This is a genomic window from Microbulbifer sp. S227A, from assembly GCF_049800935.1.
Genome location: NZ_JBNAFZ010000004.1, coordinates 522960 through 539015 on the forward strand (window position 1 = coordinate 522960; position 16056 = coordinate 539015).

12 protein-coding genes and 2 tRNA genes are annotated in these 16056 nt (G+C 63.4%); 8 read left to right on the plus strand and 6 right to left on the minus strand.

What is annotated here, in order from left to right; translation table 11 throughout:
- Nucleotides 1-25 precede the first annotated feature (25 nt).
- Complete coding sequence (hemA, locus tag ACP15R_RS12970; protein ID WP_424986839.1) at nucleotides 26-1249, minus strand: 5-aminolevulinate synthase; 1224 nt, start codon at nucleotides 1247-1249, stop codon at nucleotides 26-28.
- A 564-nt stretch (nucleotides 1250-1813) separates the two neighbouring features.
- On the opposite strand from hemA, the gene ACP15R_RS12975 reads away from it, so the two are divergent.
- The 4 genes from ACP15R_RS12975 (at nucleotide 1814) to ACP15R_RS12990 (ending at nucleotide 5306) form a co-directional block, all read left to right on the plus strand.
- Nucleotides 1814-2143 (plus strand): hypothetical protein, encoded by a 330-nt coding sequence (locus ACP15R_RS12975; RefSeq protein WP_424986840.1) that lies wholly within the window; start codon nucleotides 1814-1816, stop codon nucleotides 2141-2143.
- A gap of 62 nt (nucleotides 2144-2205) precedes the next feature.
- Complete coding sequence (locus tag ACP15R_RS12980; RefSeq protein ID WP_424986841.1) at nucleotides 2206-3588, plus strand: M20/M25/M40 family metallo-hydrolase; 1383 nt, start codon at nucleotides 2206-2208, stop codon at nucleotides 3586-3588.
- A complete protein-coding gene (locus tag ACP15R_RS12985; protein ID WP_424986842.1) occupies nucleotides 3585-4460 on the plus strand; it encodes an alpha/beta fold hydrolase in 876 nt (291 codons plus the stop codon). The genes ACP15R_RS12980 and ACP15R_RS12985 overlap by 4 nt, the downstream gene beginning before the upstream one ends.
- 93 nt (nucleotides 4461-4553) lie before the next feature.
- A complete protein-coding gene (locus tag ACP15R_RS12990) occupies nucleotides 4554-5306 on the plus strand; it encodes an META domain-containing protein (protein ID WP_424986843.1) in 753 nt (250 codons plus the stop codon).
- A 5-nt stretch (nucleotides 5307-5311) separates the two neighbouring features.
- Here ACP15R_RS12990 and ACP15R_RS12995 read toward each other — a convergent pair whose 3' ends face one another.
- Complete coding sequence (locus ACP15R_RS12995) at nucleotides 5312-6184, minus strand: glycosyltransferase family 2 protein (protein ID WP_424986844.1); 873 nt, start codon at nucleotides 6182-6184, stop codon at nucleotides 5312-5314.
- 142 nt (nucleotides 6185-6326) lie between these two features.
- On the opposite strand from ACP15R_RS12995, the gene ACP15R_RS13000 reads away from it, so the two are divergent.
- On the plus strand, nucleotides 6327-7043 hold the full coding sequence (locus ACP15R_RS13000; protein WP_424986845.1) for a hypothetical protein: 717 nt from the start codon (nucleotides 6327-6329) through the stop codon (nucleotides 7041-7043).
- Here ACP15R_RS13000 and ACP15R_RS13005 read toward each other — a convergent pair.
- From ACP15R_RS13005 to ACP15R_RS13015, 3 genes are all read right to left on the minus strand, one after another.
- On the minus strand, nucleotides 7028-7921 hold the full coding sequence (locus ACP15R_RS13005) for a class I SAM-dependent methyltransferase (RefSeq protein WP_424986846.1): 894 nt from the start codon (nucleotides 7919-7921) through the stop codon (nucleotides 7028-7030). The genes ACP15R_RS13000 and ACP15R_RS13005 overlap by 16 nt on opposite strands.
- 109 nt (nucleotides 7922-8030) lie before the next feature.
- Nucleotides 8031-8107, minus strand: a tRNA-Asp gene (locus ACP15R_RS13010).
- A 156-nt stretch (nucleotides 8108-8263) separates the two neighbouring features.
- Nucleotides 8264-8340, minus strand: a tRNA-Asp gene (locus ACP15R_RS13015).
- A gap of 163 nt (nucleotides 8341-8503) precedes the next feature.
- On the opposite strand from ACP15R_RS13015, the gene ACP15R_RS13020 reads away from it, so the two are divergent.
- Together ACP15R_RS13020 and ACP15R_RS13025 are read left to right on the plus strand one after the other, a co-directional pair.
- Nucleotides 8504-9379, plus strand: a complete 876-nt coding sequence (locus ACP15R_RS13020; protein ID WP_424986847.1) for a YcaO-like family protein — start codon at nucleotides 8504-8506, stop codon at nucleotides 9377-9379.
- A 5-nt stretch (nucleotides 9380-9384) separates the two neighbouring features.
- Nucleotides 9385-11346, plus strand: coding sequence for a BTAD domain-containing putative transcriptional regulator (locus ACP15R_RS13025; protein WP_424986848.1), 1962 nt, complete (start codon nucleotides 9385-9387; stop codon nucleotides 11344-11346).
- Here the strand turns inward: ACP15R_RS13025 and ACP15R_RS13030 are convergent.
- The gene (locus ACP15R_RS13030; RefSeq protein ID WP_424986849.1) at nucleotides 11310-11858 is read right to left on the minus strand and encodes a hypothetical protein; all 549 of its coding nucleotides are present in this window, start codon (nucleotides 11856-11858) and stop codon (nucleotides 11310-11312) included. The genes ACP15R_RS13025 and ACP15R_RS13030 overlap by 37 nt on opposite strands.
- A 233-nt stretch (nucleotides 11859-12091) precedes the next feature.
- Here ACP15R_RS13030 and ACP15R_RS13035 point away from each other — a divergent pair, with 233 nt between their 5' ends.
- On the plus strand, nucleotides 12092-16042 hold the full coding sequence (locus ACP15R_RS13035; protein WP_424986850.1) for a S8 family serine peptidase: 3951 nt from the start codon (nucleotides 12092-12094) through the stop codon (nucleotides 16040-16042).
- Nucleotides 16043-16056: the final 14 nt, after the last annotated feature.

A 16056-nucleotide genomic window follows, 5' to 3' on the forward strand; every position in this document is an offset into this window, starting at 1 on the left:
AAGCAATTTGCACACAGGCTTGATTTCAGGCGGACAGTTCGGCGCGATTCAGCGCACAATGCGACCAAAGAGCGTCCATTGCCGCAACAAGCCGGTCCATTTCCTTGGGCCCATGCACCGGCGACGGCGTAAAGCGCAGCCGCTCGGTGCCACGCGGCACCGTCGGGAAATTGATCGGCTGAACGTAGATGCCGTAATCCTCAAGCAGCATGTCGCTCAGCTTCTTGGTGTGCACCGGGTTGCCAACGATGACCGGCACGATATGGCTGCCGTGATCAATGATCGGCAATCCCATCGCCTTGAGCCGGGTTTTCAGGATCCGCGCCTGGGTCTGGTGGGTCTCGCGCAGCTCATGGGCCTTTTTCAGATAGGCCACGGACGCCGCCGCACCGGCCGCGACAGCAGGCGGCAAAGAGGTGGTAAAGATGAATCCCGGCGCATAGGAACGGATCGCGTCGCACATCTTGTAGCTGGCGGCGATATAGCCCCCCATCACGCCATAGGCCTTGGCCAGCGTGCCGTTGATGATGTCCAGCCGATGCATCAGCCGGTCACGCTCGGCAACACCTGCACCGCGCGGGCCATACATGCCCACCGCATGCACCTCGTCGATATAGGTGAGCGCGTTGAATTCGTCGGCAAGGTCGCAGATCGCCTCGATCGGGCCGAAATCGCCATCCATCGAATAGATCGATTCAAAGGCGATCACCTTGGGCGCGTCCGGATCGTCCGCCTCGAGCAGTTCACGCAGATGCGCAACGTCGTTGTGGCGGAAAATGCGCTTGGCCCCGCCATTGCGGCGCACCCCTTCGATCATCGAAGCATGGTTCAGCTCATCCGAATAGATGATCAGGCCGGGAAACAGCTTGGGCAGCGTGCTCAGCGTCGCGTCATTGGCAATATAGGCACTGGTGAACAGCAGCGCGCTTTCCTTGCCATGCAGATCCGCCAATTCGGCCTCGAGCCGCTTGTGAAAAACCGTCGTGCCCGAGATGTTGCGCGTGCCGCCCGACCCTGCGCCGGCATCGTCAATGGCAGCCTTCATCGCATCCAGAACCACCGGGTTCTGCCCCATGCCAAGATAGTCATTGCCGCACCAGACACTGATATCGGCCTCGGTGCCGTCCGGTCGGGTCCACACCGCCTGCGGAAAATGCCCCTTGCGGCGCTCGATGTCGATGAACGTGCGATAACGGCCTTCTTCGTGCAGACGCGCGATCGCGGTGTCGAGTTTTGCGGTATAGTCCACCCGCTCCTCCATATCTTGTCCTGCCGGTACCGGCGACAGTTTTGGCATACGGCAACGCCGCATTCTCGTTCTGGAATGATTATAGTTTGTGCCGCGCATGATCAACTCTTAACGGCGGGCGTCATGTCGCAGCCCTGATCTGGATCAAGAACAGCCGATTTCGCCCTTGGGGTCCGGAATACCCGACTTGCCGGAATCGCGGGAAATGGCGATCTTGGGTGCATAGGTTAAAGCAACAATTTCAACCCCTTGGTTTCCTGTTTGGTAACTTGTTCCACGGTTAGATATTTCGAAGTTCGGTAATCAGTATTGCGTTTTGCCCTTCCCCGTCGGCGTCGTGTTCTTGTGATGTGTTGGTAATGTTAAGCGGTAACGCAGCCCCGCCCCTGCGGGTACGAGACGAGGATAAGGCAGCAATCGGCACCCGGCGCATCGCCGCGGGGCCGGTTGCTGCCGATTAGGCGGCCACGCGGCACGCCCGATCCGTGACGAAACACCCTGCGGTCATCCGGGGACATCGCCGCCCAGGCCAAGCCGAGGCGGCGTCCTGCACGGGAGTTCCTGATGCCTGGACATCTCAACATGACCGCAACGCTATTGCTCATGGCGCTCACCGCAACCGGATACGCGATTGCGACCCTCGGCATGAAGCTGGCCTCCGACCAGGTGAACGCCTTTGCCGTCGCCCTGATGGCGGCGGGGCTGGCCGGGGCGGCCCTGGCAGAAATCATCCTGCTGCGACAAGCCAGCCTGCCGGTCATCTACCTAGGTATCGTCGCGGTCGAATCGCTGCTCGTTCTGTCGGTCGCGGCGATGATCGGCGACCGGTTGACGCCGGTGCAATTATCGGGCGGTGCGCTTGTGCTTCTGGGAATGATCCTGGTGTCGCACTGACCGCTGGACATGGCAGGTCGCGCTGATACGGTCGGGCCGACTCGTATCAACCGGAGCCGTACATGTCCCTGACCGACGTTCTCACCCGCATCGACACCGATCTGTCCTCGGCCACCGACCGGCTGATGGACCTGCTGCGCATTCCGTCGATCTCGACCGATCCGGCCTATGACGCCGATTGCGACCGCGCGGCGGATTGGCTGGTGGCGGATCTCAACAGCCTGGGAATCGCCACCGAGAAACGCCAGACGCCGGGCCACCCCATGGTCGTCGGCCATGTCGATGGCGACGGGCCGCACCTGTTGTTCTACGGCCATTACGATGTTCAGCCCGTCGATCCGCTCGCGCTCTGGTCGCACGATCCCTTTGCCCCCGACATTCACGACACAGCGGCGGGCAAGGTGATCCGCGGCCGTGGCAGCTCGGATGACAAGGGCCAGCTCATGACCTTTGTCGAAGCCTGTCGCGCCTGGAAGGCGGTGCACGGCACCCTGCCCTGCAAGATGACCTTCTTTCTCGAAGGCGAAGAGGAAAGCGGTTCGCCCAGCCTCGTGCCCTTCATGCAAGACCACGCGGACGAGCTGAAGGCCGATATCGCGCTGATCTGCGACACGTCGATGGTGTCACCGGGCGTGCCCTCGATCGCCGGGCAATTGCGCGGCATGCTCAAGGATGAATTCACCCTTCACGGCCCCAGCCGCGATCTGCATTCCGGCCATTACGGCGGGCCGGGCCTGAACCCGTTGCGGGAAATCTCGCGGATCATCGCATCGTTTCATGACCCGGAAAGCGGCGCGGTGGCGGTCGAGGGCTTTTACGAGGGCGTGCCAGAGGTTTCCGACGACATGCTGCGCCAATGGCAAAACAGCGGGTTTGACGAAGCGGCCTATCTGAACGGCGTCGGCTACAGCCAGGCGCATGGAGAACAGGGCTATTCCACGCTGGAACAGCAATGGTCGCGCCCGACGCTCGAGATCAACGGCCTGTGGGGCGGGTATCAGGGGGCGGGAACCAAGACCGTCATTCCCGCCGAGGCGCATTGCAAGCTGACCTGCCGCCTGGTCGGCGACATGGACCCCGATCGCCTGCGCAAGCGGATCCGCGCCCATGTCGAAGCGCGGCTGTCGCCAGATGCGCGGGTCACGTGGGACGGCGACCTTGACGGCTCGCCCGCCTCGGTCATGAACACCGACCGCCCCGAATTCGAAGCCGCCCGACGGGCCCTGTCCGATGAATGGGAGCGCGAGGCGGTGATCGTGGGCATGGGCGGCTCGATCCCGATCGCCGGATTCTTCAAGGAAATCCTGGGGCTTGATTCCATGCTGATCGGCTATGCCAACGAAGATGACGCGATCCATTCGCCGAACGAGAAATACGACCTCAAGAGCTTTCACAAGGGCATTCGGAGCTGGGCGCGAATTCTTGACGCCCTGACCCGCGGATGAGCGGTCTTCCCGGTTTCACCGATGCCAGCGCCGAGGTGAACGGACAGACCATCGCCTATTCCCGTGCGGGTGATGGCCCGCCGGTGCTGTTGCTGCATGGATTTCCGCAGACGCGGGCGCTGTGGCGGGCGGTTGCGCCGGTTCTGGCCGCGCGTTTCACGGTGATCGCCGCCGACCTGCGCGGCTATGGCGAGAGCAGCAAGCCCGACGCGGTACAGGATTACACTTTTCGCAACATGGCCGCCGACCAGCGGGCGCTGATGCGGTCGCTGGGGTTTGAGAGCTTTCATCTTGTCGGGCATGACCGGGGCGCGCGTACCGCGCACCGGATGGCGCTCGACTCGGAAAAGGCCGTGCGCAGCCTGACCCTGATGGATATCGTTCCGACGCATTTCCTGCTGGATAATCTCGGCAAGGACGTGGCCTCGGCCTATTATCACTGGTTCTTTCTTGCCCAGCCCGCCCCCTTTCCCGAAACCGTGATCGCGCAGGACAGCGACTGGTATTTCGAAAGCTGCCTTACCTCCTGGGGGGCCGCCGATCTCGAGGAATTCGACCCCGAGTCGCTTTACGCCTATCGGCAAAGCTGGCGCTGGCCGGACGCGATTGCCGCCATGTGCAACGATTACCGCGCCGCGATCCAGTATGACTTTGCCCATGACGCTGCCGACCTCGGACGCCGCGTGTCCTGTCCGTCGCTGGTGCTCTATGGCGTCGACGGTGCGATGGCGCGGGAATATGATGTGCCGGCGAGCTGGGCCGACAGGCTTGCCGACATGCGCGCCCGCGCGATGCCCGGCGGACATTTCTTTCCCGAGCTTCACGGAGCGGAAACCGCCGAGATCCTGTTGGATTTCCTGAGCGATCTCTGACCCGGCGTCATCCCGCGCGGCCCTTGCAGCGCCGCCACGGCATCCCATCTTGGGGGCGCGCGGCAACCTTGATCGAATGAAAGGACCATCCCCATGCGACCCATCTTTGCAGTTTTGTCCACGGCTCTGGCGATCCTTGTTTCGGTCGTGGTTCCGGCCCATGCGCAAGAGACCGACATGATCAGCGTGACCGGTCAGATCGGGTATCGCGAGCGCATCGCCTTGCTGCCCGGCAGCATGGCCACCATCACCCTCAGCGACATTTCCCGTCAGGATGTTGCCGCCCCGGTGATCGCCGAAACCGCATTCCCAATCCGCGGCGTGCCGACGCCATTCGAACTCGGCGCCGCGCAAGACAAATTGCAGCCGGGGCACCGCTATGCCCTGCGCGCCACCATCCGGGACAAGAGCGGCACCCTGCGCTGGACCACGGACAGCACGCTTCTGGTGGACCCGGGCCAGAGGCACACGGATCTTGGCATGGTGACGCTGGTTCAGGTGTCCGCCGAACCACTAGCGCTGGCCGGAGGCGCGTGGCTGGTCGAGGATATCAACGGTCAGGGCGTCATGGACATCTTGCAAACCACGCTGGCCTTTGACGATGCGGGACAGGTCTCGGGCAATGCCGGTTGCAACCGCTATTCCGGCACCTACACCCTGAATGACGGCACGCTGCAACTGGGCCCGTTGGCTATGACGCGCAAGGCCTGCCCCCCGGCGATCACCAATCAGGAGCAGAAATTCCTTGCGACCGTCGCCGGTCCGCTCGCCGTGGCATTTGACGCAACCGGTGCCCTGATCCTGACCGGCGCGGATGGCATGTCGCTCAGGGCACGCCGCAACTAGCCGGATCAGACCAGCCCGCTGAAGCGTTCAGGCAACAGGTACTGGGTGTCGAATTCCGGGCGGTCAAACTCCCAATAACCGGTTTCGCCGCGTTTTCTCCATGTCCGGTGCATGCGTTTGCGCAGCGGTCCCATCTCGAATCCGTCCTGCATCCTGAGGGCGGAAAACGCCTCGAATTCCGCCCGGTCATCGCCCCGAGTCTCGGCAAACCAATGACGCCCGATCGCCGCCTCCTTGATGCCGGCACCGGTCGCGGCGCTGACCGCGTTGCGCCGGTCCATCGCCTCGGTATAGGCCGCGAGATCGCAGAATTTCAGATGCAGAAGATACAGGTGGTCCGGTGTATGCAGCCTCTCGTACTGGGTGAAATGCCCGCCACGCGCGATCTTGGTGCCCGACGACACCACGCAGGGTTTCGAATAATGCGGCGCGGGCCGCACATGGCGGCGCGGACCCAGGACATGATCGTCGATCACGTCATGTTCCAGGTCAACCCGGTGGATCACCTCGAGCCCCAGCGGTGTCAACACGCGATTCGGCGGCACCGAGGCCAGAAATCCCGGCAAATCGGTGCCCGCCTGCGGGTCGAGCACCACCAGCTCGTCCACATCGCCGACGATCACATGCTCATAATAGCACCGCAGCCCCATCACGAGATTGTTCAGCATCCGCCAGCGCTTCATGTCGAAATTCTTGTGCGCATCGCCCGGAATGCCAATGACGTTGCAGCCATCCGCCAAGCCGGCAACCACTTCGCCCCGCCCGTGGTTGACGACATAGCAGTTTTCCCGCCCCAACAGACCGCCATAGTGGCGCAGCCAGGCCTTGAGGAAAAACGCATCATCGCGCACCATCGTCAGCGCCGCCGCTGTTTGCATCTGTGCTGTCCCGCTCTTTGTCTTGTTTTCGCTTAGTCTTAGCTGCAACGCGGGTATAAGAGAATTTCTAATTTGCGGTGATCCGCACCCGTCATCAGAGGACCGCACCCTGCTCTCTCGCGATTTTGCCCACACTGGTATCTTGATACGCCGTAACGGTGTCGTACCGGCCCGGTTTCAGGTGCTGGGCGAACGCTCGTCCGGGACCAATCTCGTCAAACGCCTGCTTGGGCGCAATACACCGATGACGCCAACCGAGGCGCTTGGCTGGAAACACGGATTCCCGCAAGCCATGGCCATCCCCGCCGATCTCGCGGTGATCTGCGTGGTGCGCAATGCCGCCGACTGGGTGCTGTCGATGCATGCCAAACCCTGGCACACGGTGCCCGCGCTGCAACGGTTGTCCTTCGGCGATTTCATCCGCGCGCCATGGCAGACGATCATCGACCGCCCCCGCTATTTCGGCGGCGCCTCCGAACTCGTCGGGCAGCCGCTGATGCAGGATCGTCATCCGGTCACGGGTGCGACCTTTGCCAATCTGTTCGAGTTGCGGCGCGCCAAGCTTGCGGCGTTGCTTGGATATCTCAACCGCGACTGCACCTGCGTCATCCTGCGCCTGGAAGAGGTGCAGAACGACCCCGAAGGCCTGATCGCCGAATTGATGACGTCGCTCGGGCTGCCCAAGTCCGACGCGCCCTTTCGCCCGGTGGCAAAACGGCTGGGCGCAAAGTTCAAACCGGCAGTGCCCGAACGGCCGACCACACCCGACCACCTGAGCCGGGATGACCTCGCTCACCTCTGCGCACAGGTCGATCCGGACACCGAGACATCGCTTGGCTATTGCTACGGAGCATCCTGACCGGGCTTGCGGCCCCTCTCTGCCGGACGCAACCGCCGCAACACGCCGACGCGGCCCTGATGCGCCACCTGGTCAAAGCCGATGCTGCGCGCCCCGGTAAACACCGCGTGCACCTCCTGCCAGTTCTCCTTGTCCACATCATCAAGAAAGATCAGCGCACCGGGCCGCACGATCCGGGCAATCGCCGCAAGTTCGCGCCGCAGGTACCAGGCCGTGTGATTGCCGTCGATCAGGACAAAATCGAATTTGCAGCCCAGGCGGTGAAGATTGCCCAGCCCACCAGAGGCGCTTTGCCCATGATAGCTGGCAAAGGCCGTCGCGCTGCCGCTGGCGTTCCTGAGATCGTAGACCGGGCTCGGTTCGAGGCTGAAGGCCGTCACCGGCATCCAGTTATCCTCAAGCCCATAGCGGTTCATCAGGCCAACCACCAAATCCTGTGGCGCATCGACACCGCGATGCGGCACGTTCGGATCGATGCTCACCATCACGGCCCCCGCGTCCAGCCGTCGTGCCGCGTCGCAGAGATGCGCCAGCGAGATCCCGACGAAATTGCCGATATGCAGCCCCCGCAGCCCCTGATTCGGGCGCGGTTTGGGAAGGCGGGAGGCGATGAACTCCAACGCCTCGCGCGGCATGCTGCCCTCTCGCATGTCACGGGCGCTGCCCCGGCGCGTGGAAATGGCGAATCGCATGGCGTCGTCGTAATCATATGAGCGGCGTTCAAATGCCGCGCGCCGCCTTTTCCAGCGATCCCCCGAATAGAGCCAACTGCCGCCCCAGACCATCGGCCATGTCCCCTGATCGGGAACCTTGCCCGTCACCAGCGATATCGCCCGCGCGCCAATGATCTTGGCCCAGGCAGAGGCAGAGCGGGGCATCTCGATTCCTTCACGGTTGCCGCGTCGGAATAGTCGTAGCTTACCTTAGGTAAATCAACCCGGCCGGCGATCCGAAAGGATAAAATGCATCAGATGCTTCCGGGGGAAATGGCGCGGTTGACGGGGCTCGAACCCGCGACCTCCGGCGTGACAGGCCGGCACTCTAACCAGCTGAGCTACAACCGCGCAGTAGCGGCGGGATAGGCCAAGCGCAGGGCAAGGTCAAGCGCATATGTCGCGTGTTTCGCCACCCCATTGCATTCTGCAGAACCGCCGGAGCGACAAAGCAAAAAGGCCCGCAAATGCGGGCCCGTTTGCAGACGTTCGTCCGATATACAGCAGTGGCGCGGTTGACGGGGCTCGAACCCGCGACCTCCGGCGTGACAGGCCGGCACTCTAACCAACTGAGCTACAACCGCCCGCTGCGTTTGGCGGTAATATGGTGCCGACCCTGCCCCGTCAAGCGGCCATTTCACAGATTTTTCGATTTCCGCTGACTTTCCGCCTCCAAGCCGTCTTTCCCGACACGAACGGGCCGCCGCGCCGAATTGACTATCGCGCGTGGCAATGGTCGGATCGGGCATGTTTGCCGGCCCCCTGCCCGATATTCCCGCCCTTTTCGTGCACGCGTCGGTGTCACGGCATGGCGGCATCGCGATCAGCGCGACCGGCATCGGCGGCGACGCGGCCGAGGCTCGGCTGCGCCATGACGCCGAACGGGCCGAACGCATCGCCCTCGCACAGACCGGAAACCCCGCGCAGCTCGCACCGGATCCCCCGCGGCGGACACTGAGGGGCGTGGCGGCGGGTCGAGACAACATGGCGTCGGTCGAGCACCGCGCGCTGCTTGAACTGATCGAGCGGCGGGCCTGCCTGTCCTGGTGGCGGGGGCATCGCGCCGCGTATGATCCCGGCCCACAGACACGCACCGCCTTTGAAGCCGCGCAACTCCGATGGACGCGCAAAACGCCGCGCCGAACCGGGTTGCTGCAACTGGGCGGTGCCGGATTGCCGCCGACCTGCATCGCCTGGTCCTGTGACCCCTCGGGACGATCGCTCTGTTTTGGAACCGCCTGCCGAAGCGATGGCCCCAGGGCCGCCATCGCCGCGCTGCGCGAACTCTGCCAGATGGAATTCGGCCTCTCGGTCATCCGCCACCGCAGCGCCAACGGCCAGAAACTCGCCGCATCGGAAGCCGCCCTGCTCGATCGTGCGCAGAACCTGTCGATCACCGCCCTTGCGTCGCGTCTGCGCCCCGTGGATCAGGCGGCGGACAGCTTCGCGGGCGATCTGCCATCCGCACTTGCGAGCGCCGGTATCGCGGTGTCGCTCACCCACCTGCCCCGGCCGGTCGCGGGGCATTCCGTCGTGATTGCCACGGGGCGTGATCCCGAGGCGGTTTCGCCCGGCGAAAATCGGTGTCAAACTGCGATGCGCTGGAACCTCTACGGAGCCTGATCCCGATGCCCGCAGCCAAACTGCGCCTGTCTCTCTTCGGCCGCTTCCGGGTGAGCCGGGCCGGCAAGTCCATCCCTGTCCGCTCGGCCTCGGCGCGGGCGATCCTGGCCTATCTCGCGATGAGCCGGAACCACAGCGAGGATCGCGGGCGGCTGGCCGCGACCATCTGGGAGGCCTCCGAAGACGCCCGCGCGCGCCAGAACCTGCGCCAGGCGCTGCACGCGCTGAGCCATCAGAACCCGGCCCTTGCCGACGCCATGCGCGCCGACCGCAACACCGTGTCCCTGCGTGCAGAGCGCATCGAAACCGATGCCGGCCTGTTGATGCACGATATCGAGTCCGGTCGCGTGCACGAGGATCTGCTTCAGGGCAGGCTGCGCCCCGGCCACCTGCTGGCCGCCGAACCGGCGCGGGGCGAGCTGTTCGAGATCTGGTTGCGCCTGCTGCGCCAGGACATGGAGAACCGGCTGCGTGACAAGCTGGCGGCGCTGCTCGACCACCCGGATCAGGCAACCGCCCGGCGCGCCGCCGATGCGCTTCTGGTGCTCGATCCGGCGGATGAAGAGGCGGTTCGTTTCCTGATCCGGCACCATCACGAAAACGGGCAGACCGCGCAGGCGCTGCGCACCTACGAGGCGCTCTGGACGCATCTGGACACGCAATTCGACGCCGAACCGGGCAGCGAAACCGTCGCCCTGATCGCCCGCATCAAGGCCCAGGACACCACCTCGTCCACCCCGGCCCCCGCCCTGGTCCAGCCGGCCACCGCCGCGCCGCAGCACCGCCTTCGCATCGGGCTGCCCCCGGTCGCGGCCAGCGGCTCGGCCTACGCCACCGGTGTCGCCAGCCTGTTTCGCGCCGAACTGCTCGCCACGTTGCTGCGGTTCCGGGCCTTTGAAATCGTCGATCTTGGCATGGCAGACAGCCCGGTGGACTATGCGCTGGACGTGTCCATCGGTGGGGACGAGCGGGAACTGCTGCTGCTGGCAATGCTGAAACGGCAGGACGGTACGGTGCTTTGGAGCGACCGCTGGAGCGCGCTCACCGATCACTGGTTGCAGACCCAGGCCGCCATCGTCAGCCGGCTGGCCTCGTCCCTGTCGCTCTACGTGTCACTGACCCGGATACAGGAATTGCAAAACACCCGGTTCGGCGCCAGCGCCTTTGACGACTGGCTGATCGGCAACCAGCATCTCGACGAGTTTCGCGCCGACGGGCGGGCCGCGGCGGCGCGATGCTTCAAGCGGGTGATCGAAAAGGCACCCGACGCCTCGATGGGCTATAGCAGCCTCGCGCGTCTGCTGAACTCGATGCACCTGATGCAGCCCTGCATGTTCCGGCAACCGGACACCCACCACGAGAGCAAGCAACTGGCCAGCAAGGCGGTGGCGCTCGATCCGCTGGATGCACGCGCGCATCTGCACCGGGCCTGGGCCTGCTGCCTGCTCGGCGAATATGACCAGGCCTCGGCGGGATATGCCATGGCGCGGCAATGCAACCCGAACGACCCCTGGACGATGCTGTCCTCGGGGCTGGGCGCGGCGTTTTCCGACGAGTTGCCGCTGGCCACCGAACTCAGCCAAAGGGTGCTGAACGAGGGCTGGACCACGGCCCCGTTCCAATGGGGGTTCCACATGCCGATCCGCTTTCTTGACGGCGATTACCACGGCTGTGTCACCGCCGCCGACAATGCCGGCAGCGCGATTCTGAATGTCCCGGCCTGGAAGGCAGCCGCGCTCTGGCATCTGGGCCGGCAGGACGAGGCGCGCGCCGAATGGCAGACCTTCGAAGCGCTGGCCCGGTCGCATTCAGACGGCGCGACCCAACCGGACAGCGTGACGATCTGCGCCTGGTACCTGTCCTGTTTTCCGGTGCGCAACATGGCGCAGCGGCGCAAGATGGCCGAAGGCGCCGCCGGGGCGGCCGGGCTTCAGCTGCATTGCGTACAGCAATACCCCGCGAGATAGGGCCGCAGAAACTCGTCCAACGGATTTTCCCCCGACAGCTGCACCGCATAGCCCGCCGGCGCGTCATCGCGGCTATCGGGGGACGCGACATGCGGCATCCAGCCGTCCCCCCCCTCGTCCCATGGAACCTCCGCGTAGAACATCGGCAGGCTGACAGTCGGCCACAGCCCCTGCTGTACCGCGTTTTGCTGAAACGCGATGGCCTCGGGCTCGGGCAGCAGGATTGAGAACCGGTCGGGACGCCGCAGCATCAGCTCGATCTCGGCGATATTGTCGCGCAGGATATAATCTTCGTCGCCAAGCCGGTCGATCTCGGGCAGCGCCTGGAGAGTCTTCTGGAACACGCCACGGGAAAAGACGATCAGCCGCCCATCCAGTTCCGTGCGCGCCCCTTCCGGGTGGCTGTCGGGATTGATGCTCCACTCTTCGATCAGTTTGCCGATCACCCGCATCGCCTTGCGGGTCCTGAGTTCGATCGGGTTGTCTGCGAACACGGTGTAACGCGGTGCCATGTCAAAATCTCCTAAACCGGGAATGTCCTTCAATGGAGGATAACCTGACTATACGCCAAACCGTCCCTTTGAATAGACATCCCTCAGCCGCAAGTTGCATGGATTATTGCCGGATTGACGCAACATTGACGGTTCCACCTACGGGCACGCGCTAAGCGTGTGTCAGCCGCTCCCCGCCGATTTGCGGACCAGCGCCGCGGCAAGCGCACAACATTTATTGATTGGAAAACGTCATGGCCTTTATTCCCAACGACCCCCGCTTTGCAAACCAATGGCACCTGCTGAACGATACCGCGGGGCAATTCGATCTGAACGTCGTCGACGTCTGGGACGATTACGACGGCTCGGGTGTCCGGGTGGCGGTGATCGACCGCGGGTTTGACTATACCCACCCGGATTTCGACAATTACCGTACCGACCTTGACTGGGATTTCGAGAATGGCGACGCCATCGCCCTGCCCGATCCGAACGAACCGGACAATCACGGCACCCCGGTAATGGGCATTATCGGCGCTGCCGCCGATGGCGAGGGCACGGTTGGCGTGGCCTTTGGGGCAGATCTCATCGGCTACAAGACCGACTGGTCGCGCGATGAGATCGAAGACGCCATCAATCTCGCGGTGACCGCCAATCACGACGTGGTCAGCATGAGCTATGGCGAAGGTGCGGGCGTGTTCATCGATCGCCCCGGCCTGATCAGCGCCGTCGACAACGCCCTGGCCAATGGCCGAACCGTGGGCGGCGTCGATCTCGGCACGGTTCTGGTCAAATCATCGGGCAACAGCCGCGCCGCAGCCAACAGCACGCTGCGCGAGGAAGGCACCGCCGAAGCCATCGATTCCCATCGCGGCACCATCTCGGTTGCGGCGGTGCGCCAGGATGGCCAGATCACCGACTTCTCGACACCCGGAGCCAATGTCCTGGTCTCGGCCTTTGCCGACAACACCGCCAACAACCCGGCGATCTATGCTCCCGACAATACCGGTGCCTCGGGGTACAATGGCACCGATTATACCAGCAGCTTTGGCGGCACCTCGGCGGCGGCCCCGCAGGTTGCCGGGGTGGTTGCGCTGATGCTCGAGGCAAACCCCAACCTTGGCTGGCGCGACGTGCAGGCGATCCTGTCCTATACCGCGCGCCACGTCGGCAGCGATGTGGGCGCGGCGGCGCAGGGCTTTGAACAGGGAACGGCAGGCGCGGCCAGCTGGCGCTGGAACGATGCCCAGAACTGGAATGGCGGCGGGATGCATGTCTCCAACGATTACGGTTTCGGCCTTGTTGATGCCAAGGCCGCCGTGCGGCTGGCAGAGACCTGGACCATGACCTCGACCAGCGCAAATGACGCGACCACCTTCGAAGACGGGCTGAACGGCGATGTCACCATCGCCAACGGGTCGGGCACGGGTGGTTCGAATTTCTTTTTCATCAACGAAGCCACGGACATTCGCATCGAACATGTGTCGCTGACGGTGGGGATCGTCTCTGCCGCCGATCTCGGCGATCTTGAAATCTACCTGACTTCGCCCGATGGCACCCGTATCCAGCTGATTGCCGATACCGGGGACACCGAGAATTACAGCGGCAGGTGGCAGTTTGGCGCAACCGGTTTCCGGGGCGAGACCAGCGCGGGTGTCTGGCGGGTCGAAGTGCGCGATGACGACAGCGCGATCAGCTCGCCCATCGTGATCAACGATCTCGACCTGCGCACCTATGGTTCCGCGGTCACCAATGACGACCTGTTCATCTTTACCAATGAATTCTCGGACTATGCCGGCATTGCCGGGCACAGCACCGATTTCGCCGGTGGCGCGGGGTCGGACACGATCAATGTCTCGGCAGTTGATGCCGCGTCGATCATCAACCTGCAAATCGGCCAGGGCGTCATCGATGGCGTGGCTGTCACCATGTCGAGCATCCAGGATGTCTATGGCGGCGATCACCAGGACATCATCTTTGACGGGGCCGGTGCCAACGACATTCATGGCGGGCGCGGCAATGACATCCTGCGCGACACCACCGCCGGGGGCAATGACCGCTATTACGGCGGCGAAGGCAATGACACGGTACAGGTCTATTCGGCAATTGGCGGCGATGCGTTCTATGGCGGCGCGGGCCGCGACACCATCAGCTGGACCCAGAGCGGCGAGACCTCGGCCACGTTCGACCTTGCCGGAAACGAAGCGCGCGACGCCAATGGCAACACCGAGGTCATGCACAGTTTCGCCAATATCATCGGTACTGCCCATGGCGACACCATCATCGAAAGCGGCGCGACCAATGATATCGACGGCTATGATGGCAACGATACGGTCATCGTGACCACCGTCATCGCTGCCGATGCCTTTCATGGCGGTGCGGGGCGAGACACGATCGACTGGTCCGCGGTCAACGAAACCGGCGCGACCTTCGATCTCGCCGCGGGGCTGGCCACGGATTCGGTCGGCAATACCGAGGTGATGGACGGGTTCGAGAACATCATCGGCACCGACAACGCCGACACCATCATCGAGAACGGCGCGGTCAACGACATCGACGCGCGCGGCGGCAATGACCGGGTGGTTGTCACGACGCTGATCGGCAGCGACGTCTTTCGCGGCGGCTTCGGCAATGACACCATCGACTGGTCCGACTCGTCGCAAGCCAACGGCACCTACAATTTCGTGACCGGCCGCGCCATCTCGGGGGCCAATCAGGAAATCATGGAAGGGTTCGAGAATTTCATCGGCACCGACCAGGCGGATACCGTCATCGAGGGCAATGGTGCAAATGTCATCAACACCGGCAGCGGCAACGACACGGTCGAAGTCACCACCGTGATCGGCGTTGACAGCTTTACCGGCGGCTTCGGCAATGACACGATCGACTGGTCCGCATCGTCGCAAGCCAACGGCACCTACAATTTCGTGACCGGTCGCGCCATCTCGGGGGCCAATGAGGAAATCATGGCGGGGTTCGAGAATTTCATCGGCACCAACCAGGCCGATACCGTCATCGAGGGCAATGGCCCGAACGTCATCAACACCGGCAGCGGCAACGACACGGTCGAAGTCACCACCGTGATCGGCGTTGACAGCTTTACCGGTGGCTTTGGCAATGACACCATCGACTGGTCCGCATCGTCACAGGCCAACGGCGTCTACGACATCACGGGTGGCACCGCGACCTCGGGTGCGAGTCAGGAAACCATGTTCGGCTTTGAGAATTTCATCGGTACCAACCAGCGCGACATCATCATCGAGGGGGCCGGCACCAATGTCATCGATGCCGGCGGCGGCGATGACACGGTCGAGGTTCACACCGCCATCGGCGTCGACAGTTTTACCGGCGGCTTTGGCAATGACACCATCGACTGGTCCGGGTCGTCGCAAGCTAATGGCGTCTACGACATCTCGGGCGGCACCGCCACGGCAGGCGCGCAATCCGAAGTGATGTTCGGCTTTGAAAACTTCATCGGCACCAACCAGCGCGACATCATCATCGAAGGGGCCGGCACCAATGACATCGACGCGGGCGGCGGCAATGACACGGTCAGGGTTGGCACAAGCGTCGGGGTCGATTCATTTGACGGCGGCGCGGGGATTGACCTGATCGACTGGAGCGGCGTCAACCAGGGCGGCCTCCGCCTTGACCTTGGCGCCGGCACGGCCACCGCACCGGGCGGCCAGGTCGAGACGATGGTGAATTTCGAAAACCTCTATGGCACCGATCTCAACGACGACATTCGCGGTTCGGCCGAGGGCAACCTGTTGCGCGGCATGGATGGCAATGACGCGATGCGCGGCCTTCAGGGCAACGACCTGATGGCGGGTGGCGACGGCAATGACAACATGCGCGGCAATGGTGGGGCCGACTTGCTGAGCGGTGACGCCGGCAACGACATGCTGCGCGGTGGCGGCGGCGCGGATACGCTGGTGGACGGGGATGGTCGTGACCACCTGTTCGGCCAGAACGGTGCCGATACCTTCAGCCTGATCGTCGATGCCTTTATCGATCGCGTGCGCGATTTCAGCATGGGCACCGATCTCATCGAATTGACCGGCTTCGATTTCGATGACCTGAACATCGTCGACATGGCCTCGGGTCACGTGCGCATCCACTATGGCAGCGACAGCGTGATCGTACATGACAATGACAACACGCTTGCCGCGGCCGATTTCAGCAGCGACGATTTCCTGTTCGTCTGATCCGGTCACGACAT

Bases quoted from the DNA above. Each gene is read 5' to 3' on its own strand.
- ACP15R_RS12975 (WP_424986840.1), top strand. From the start codon at position 1,814: ATGCCTGGACATCTCAACATGACCGCAACGCTATTGCTCATGGCGCTC.
- ACP15R_RS12980 (WP_424986841.1), top strand. From the start codon at position 2,206: ATGTCCCTGACCGACGTTCTCACCCGCATCGACACCGATCTGTCCTCG.
- ACP15R_RS12985 (WP_424986842.1), top strand. From the start codon at position 3,585: ATGAGCGGTCTTCCCGGTTTCACCGATGCCAGCGCCGAGGTGAACGGA.
- ACP15R_RS12990 (WP_424986843.1), top strand. From the start codon at position 4,554: ATGCGACCCATCTTTGCAGTTTTGTCCACGGCTCTGGCGATCCTTGTT.
- ACP15R_RS12995 (WP_424986844.1), bottom strand. From the start codon at position 6,184: ATGCAAACAGCGGCGGCGCTGACGATGGTGCGCGATGATGCGTTTTTC.
- ACP15R_RS13005 (WP_424986846.1), bottom strand. From the start codon at position 7,921: ATGCCCCGCTCTGCCTCTGCCTGGGCCAAGATCATTGGCGCGCGGGCG.
- ACP15R_RS13020 (WP_424986847.1), top strand. From the start codon at position 8,504: ATGTTTGCCGGCCCCCTGCCCGATATTCCCGCCCTTTTCGTGCACGCG.
- ACP15R_RS13025 (WP_424986848.1), top strand. From the start codon at position 9,385: ATGCCCGCAGCCAAACTGCGCCTGTCTCTCTTCGGCCGCTTCCGGGTG.
- ACP15R_RS13030 (WP_424986849.1), bottom strand. From the start codon at position 11,858: ATGGCACCGCGTTACACCGTGTTCGCAGACAACCCGATCGAACTCAGG.
- ACP15R_RS13035 (WP_424986850.1), top strand. From the start codon at position 12,092: ATGGCCTTTATTCCCAACGACCCCCGCTTTGCAAACCAATGGCACCTG.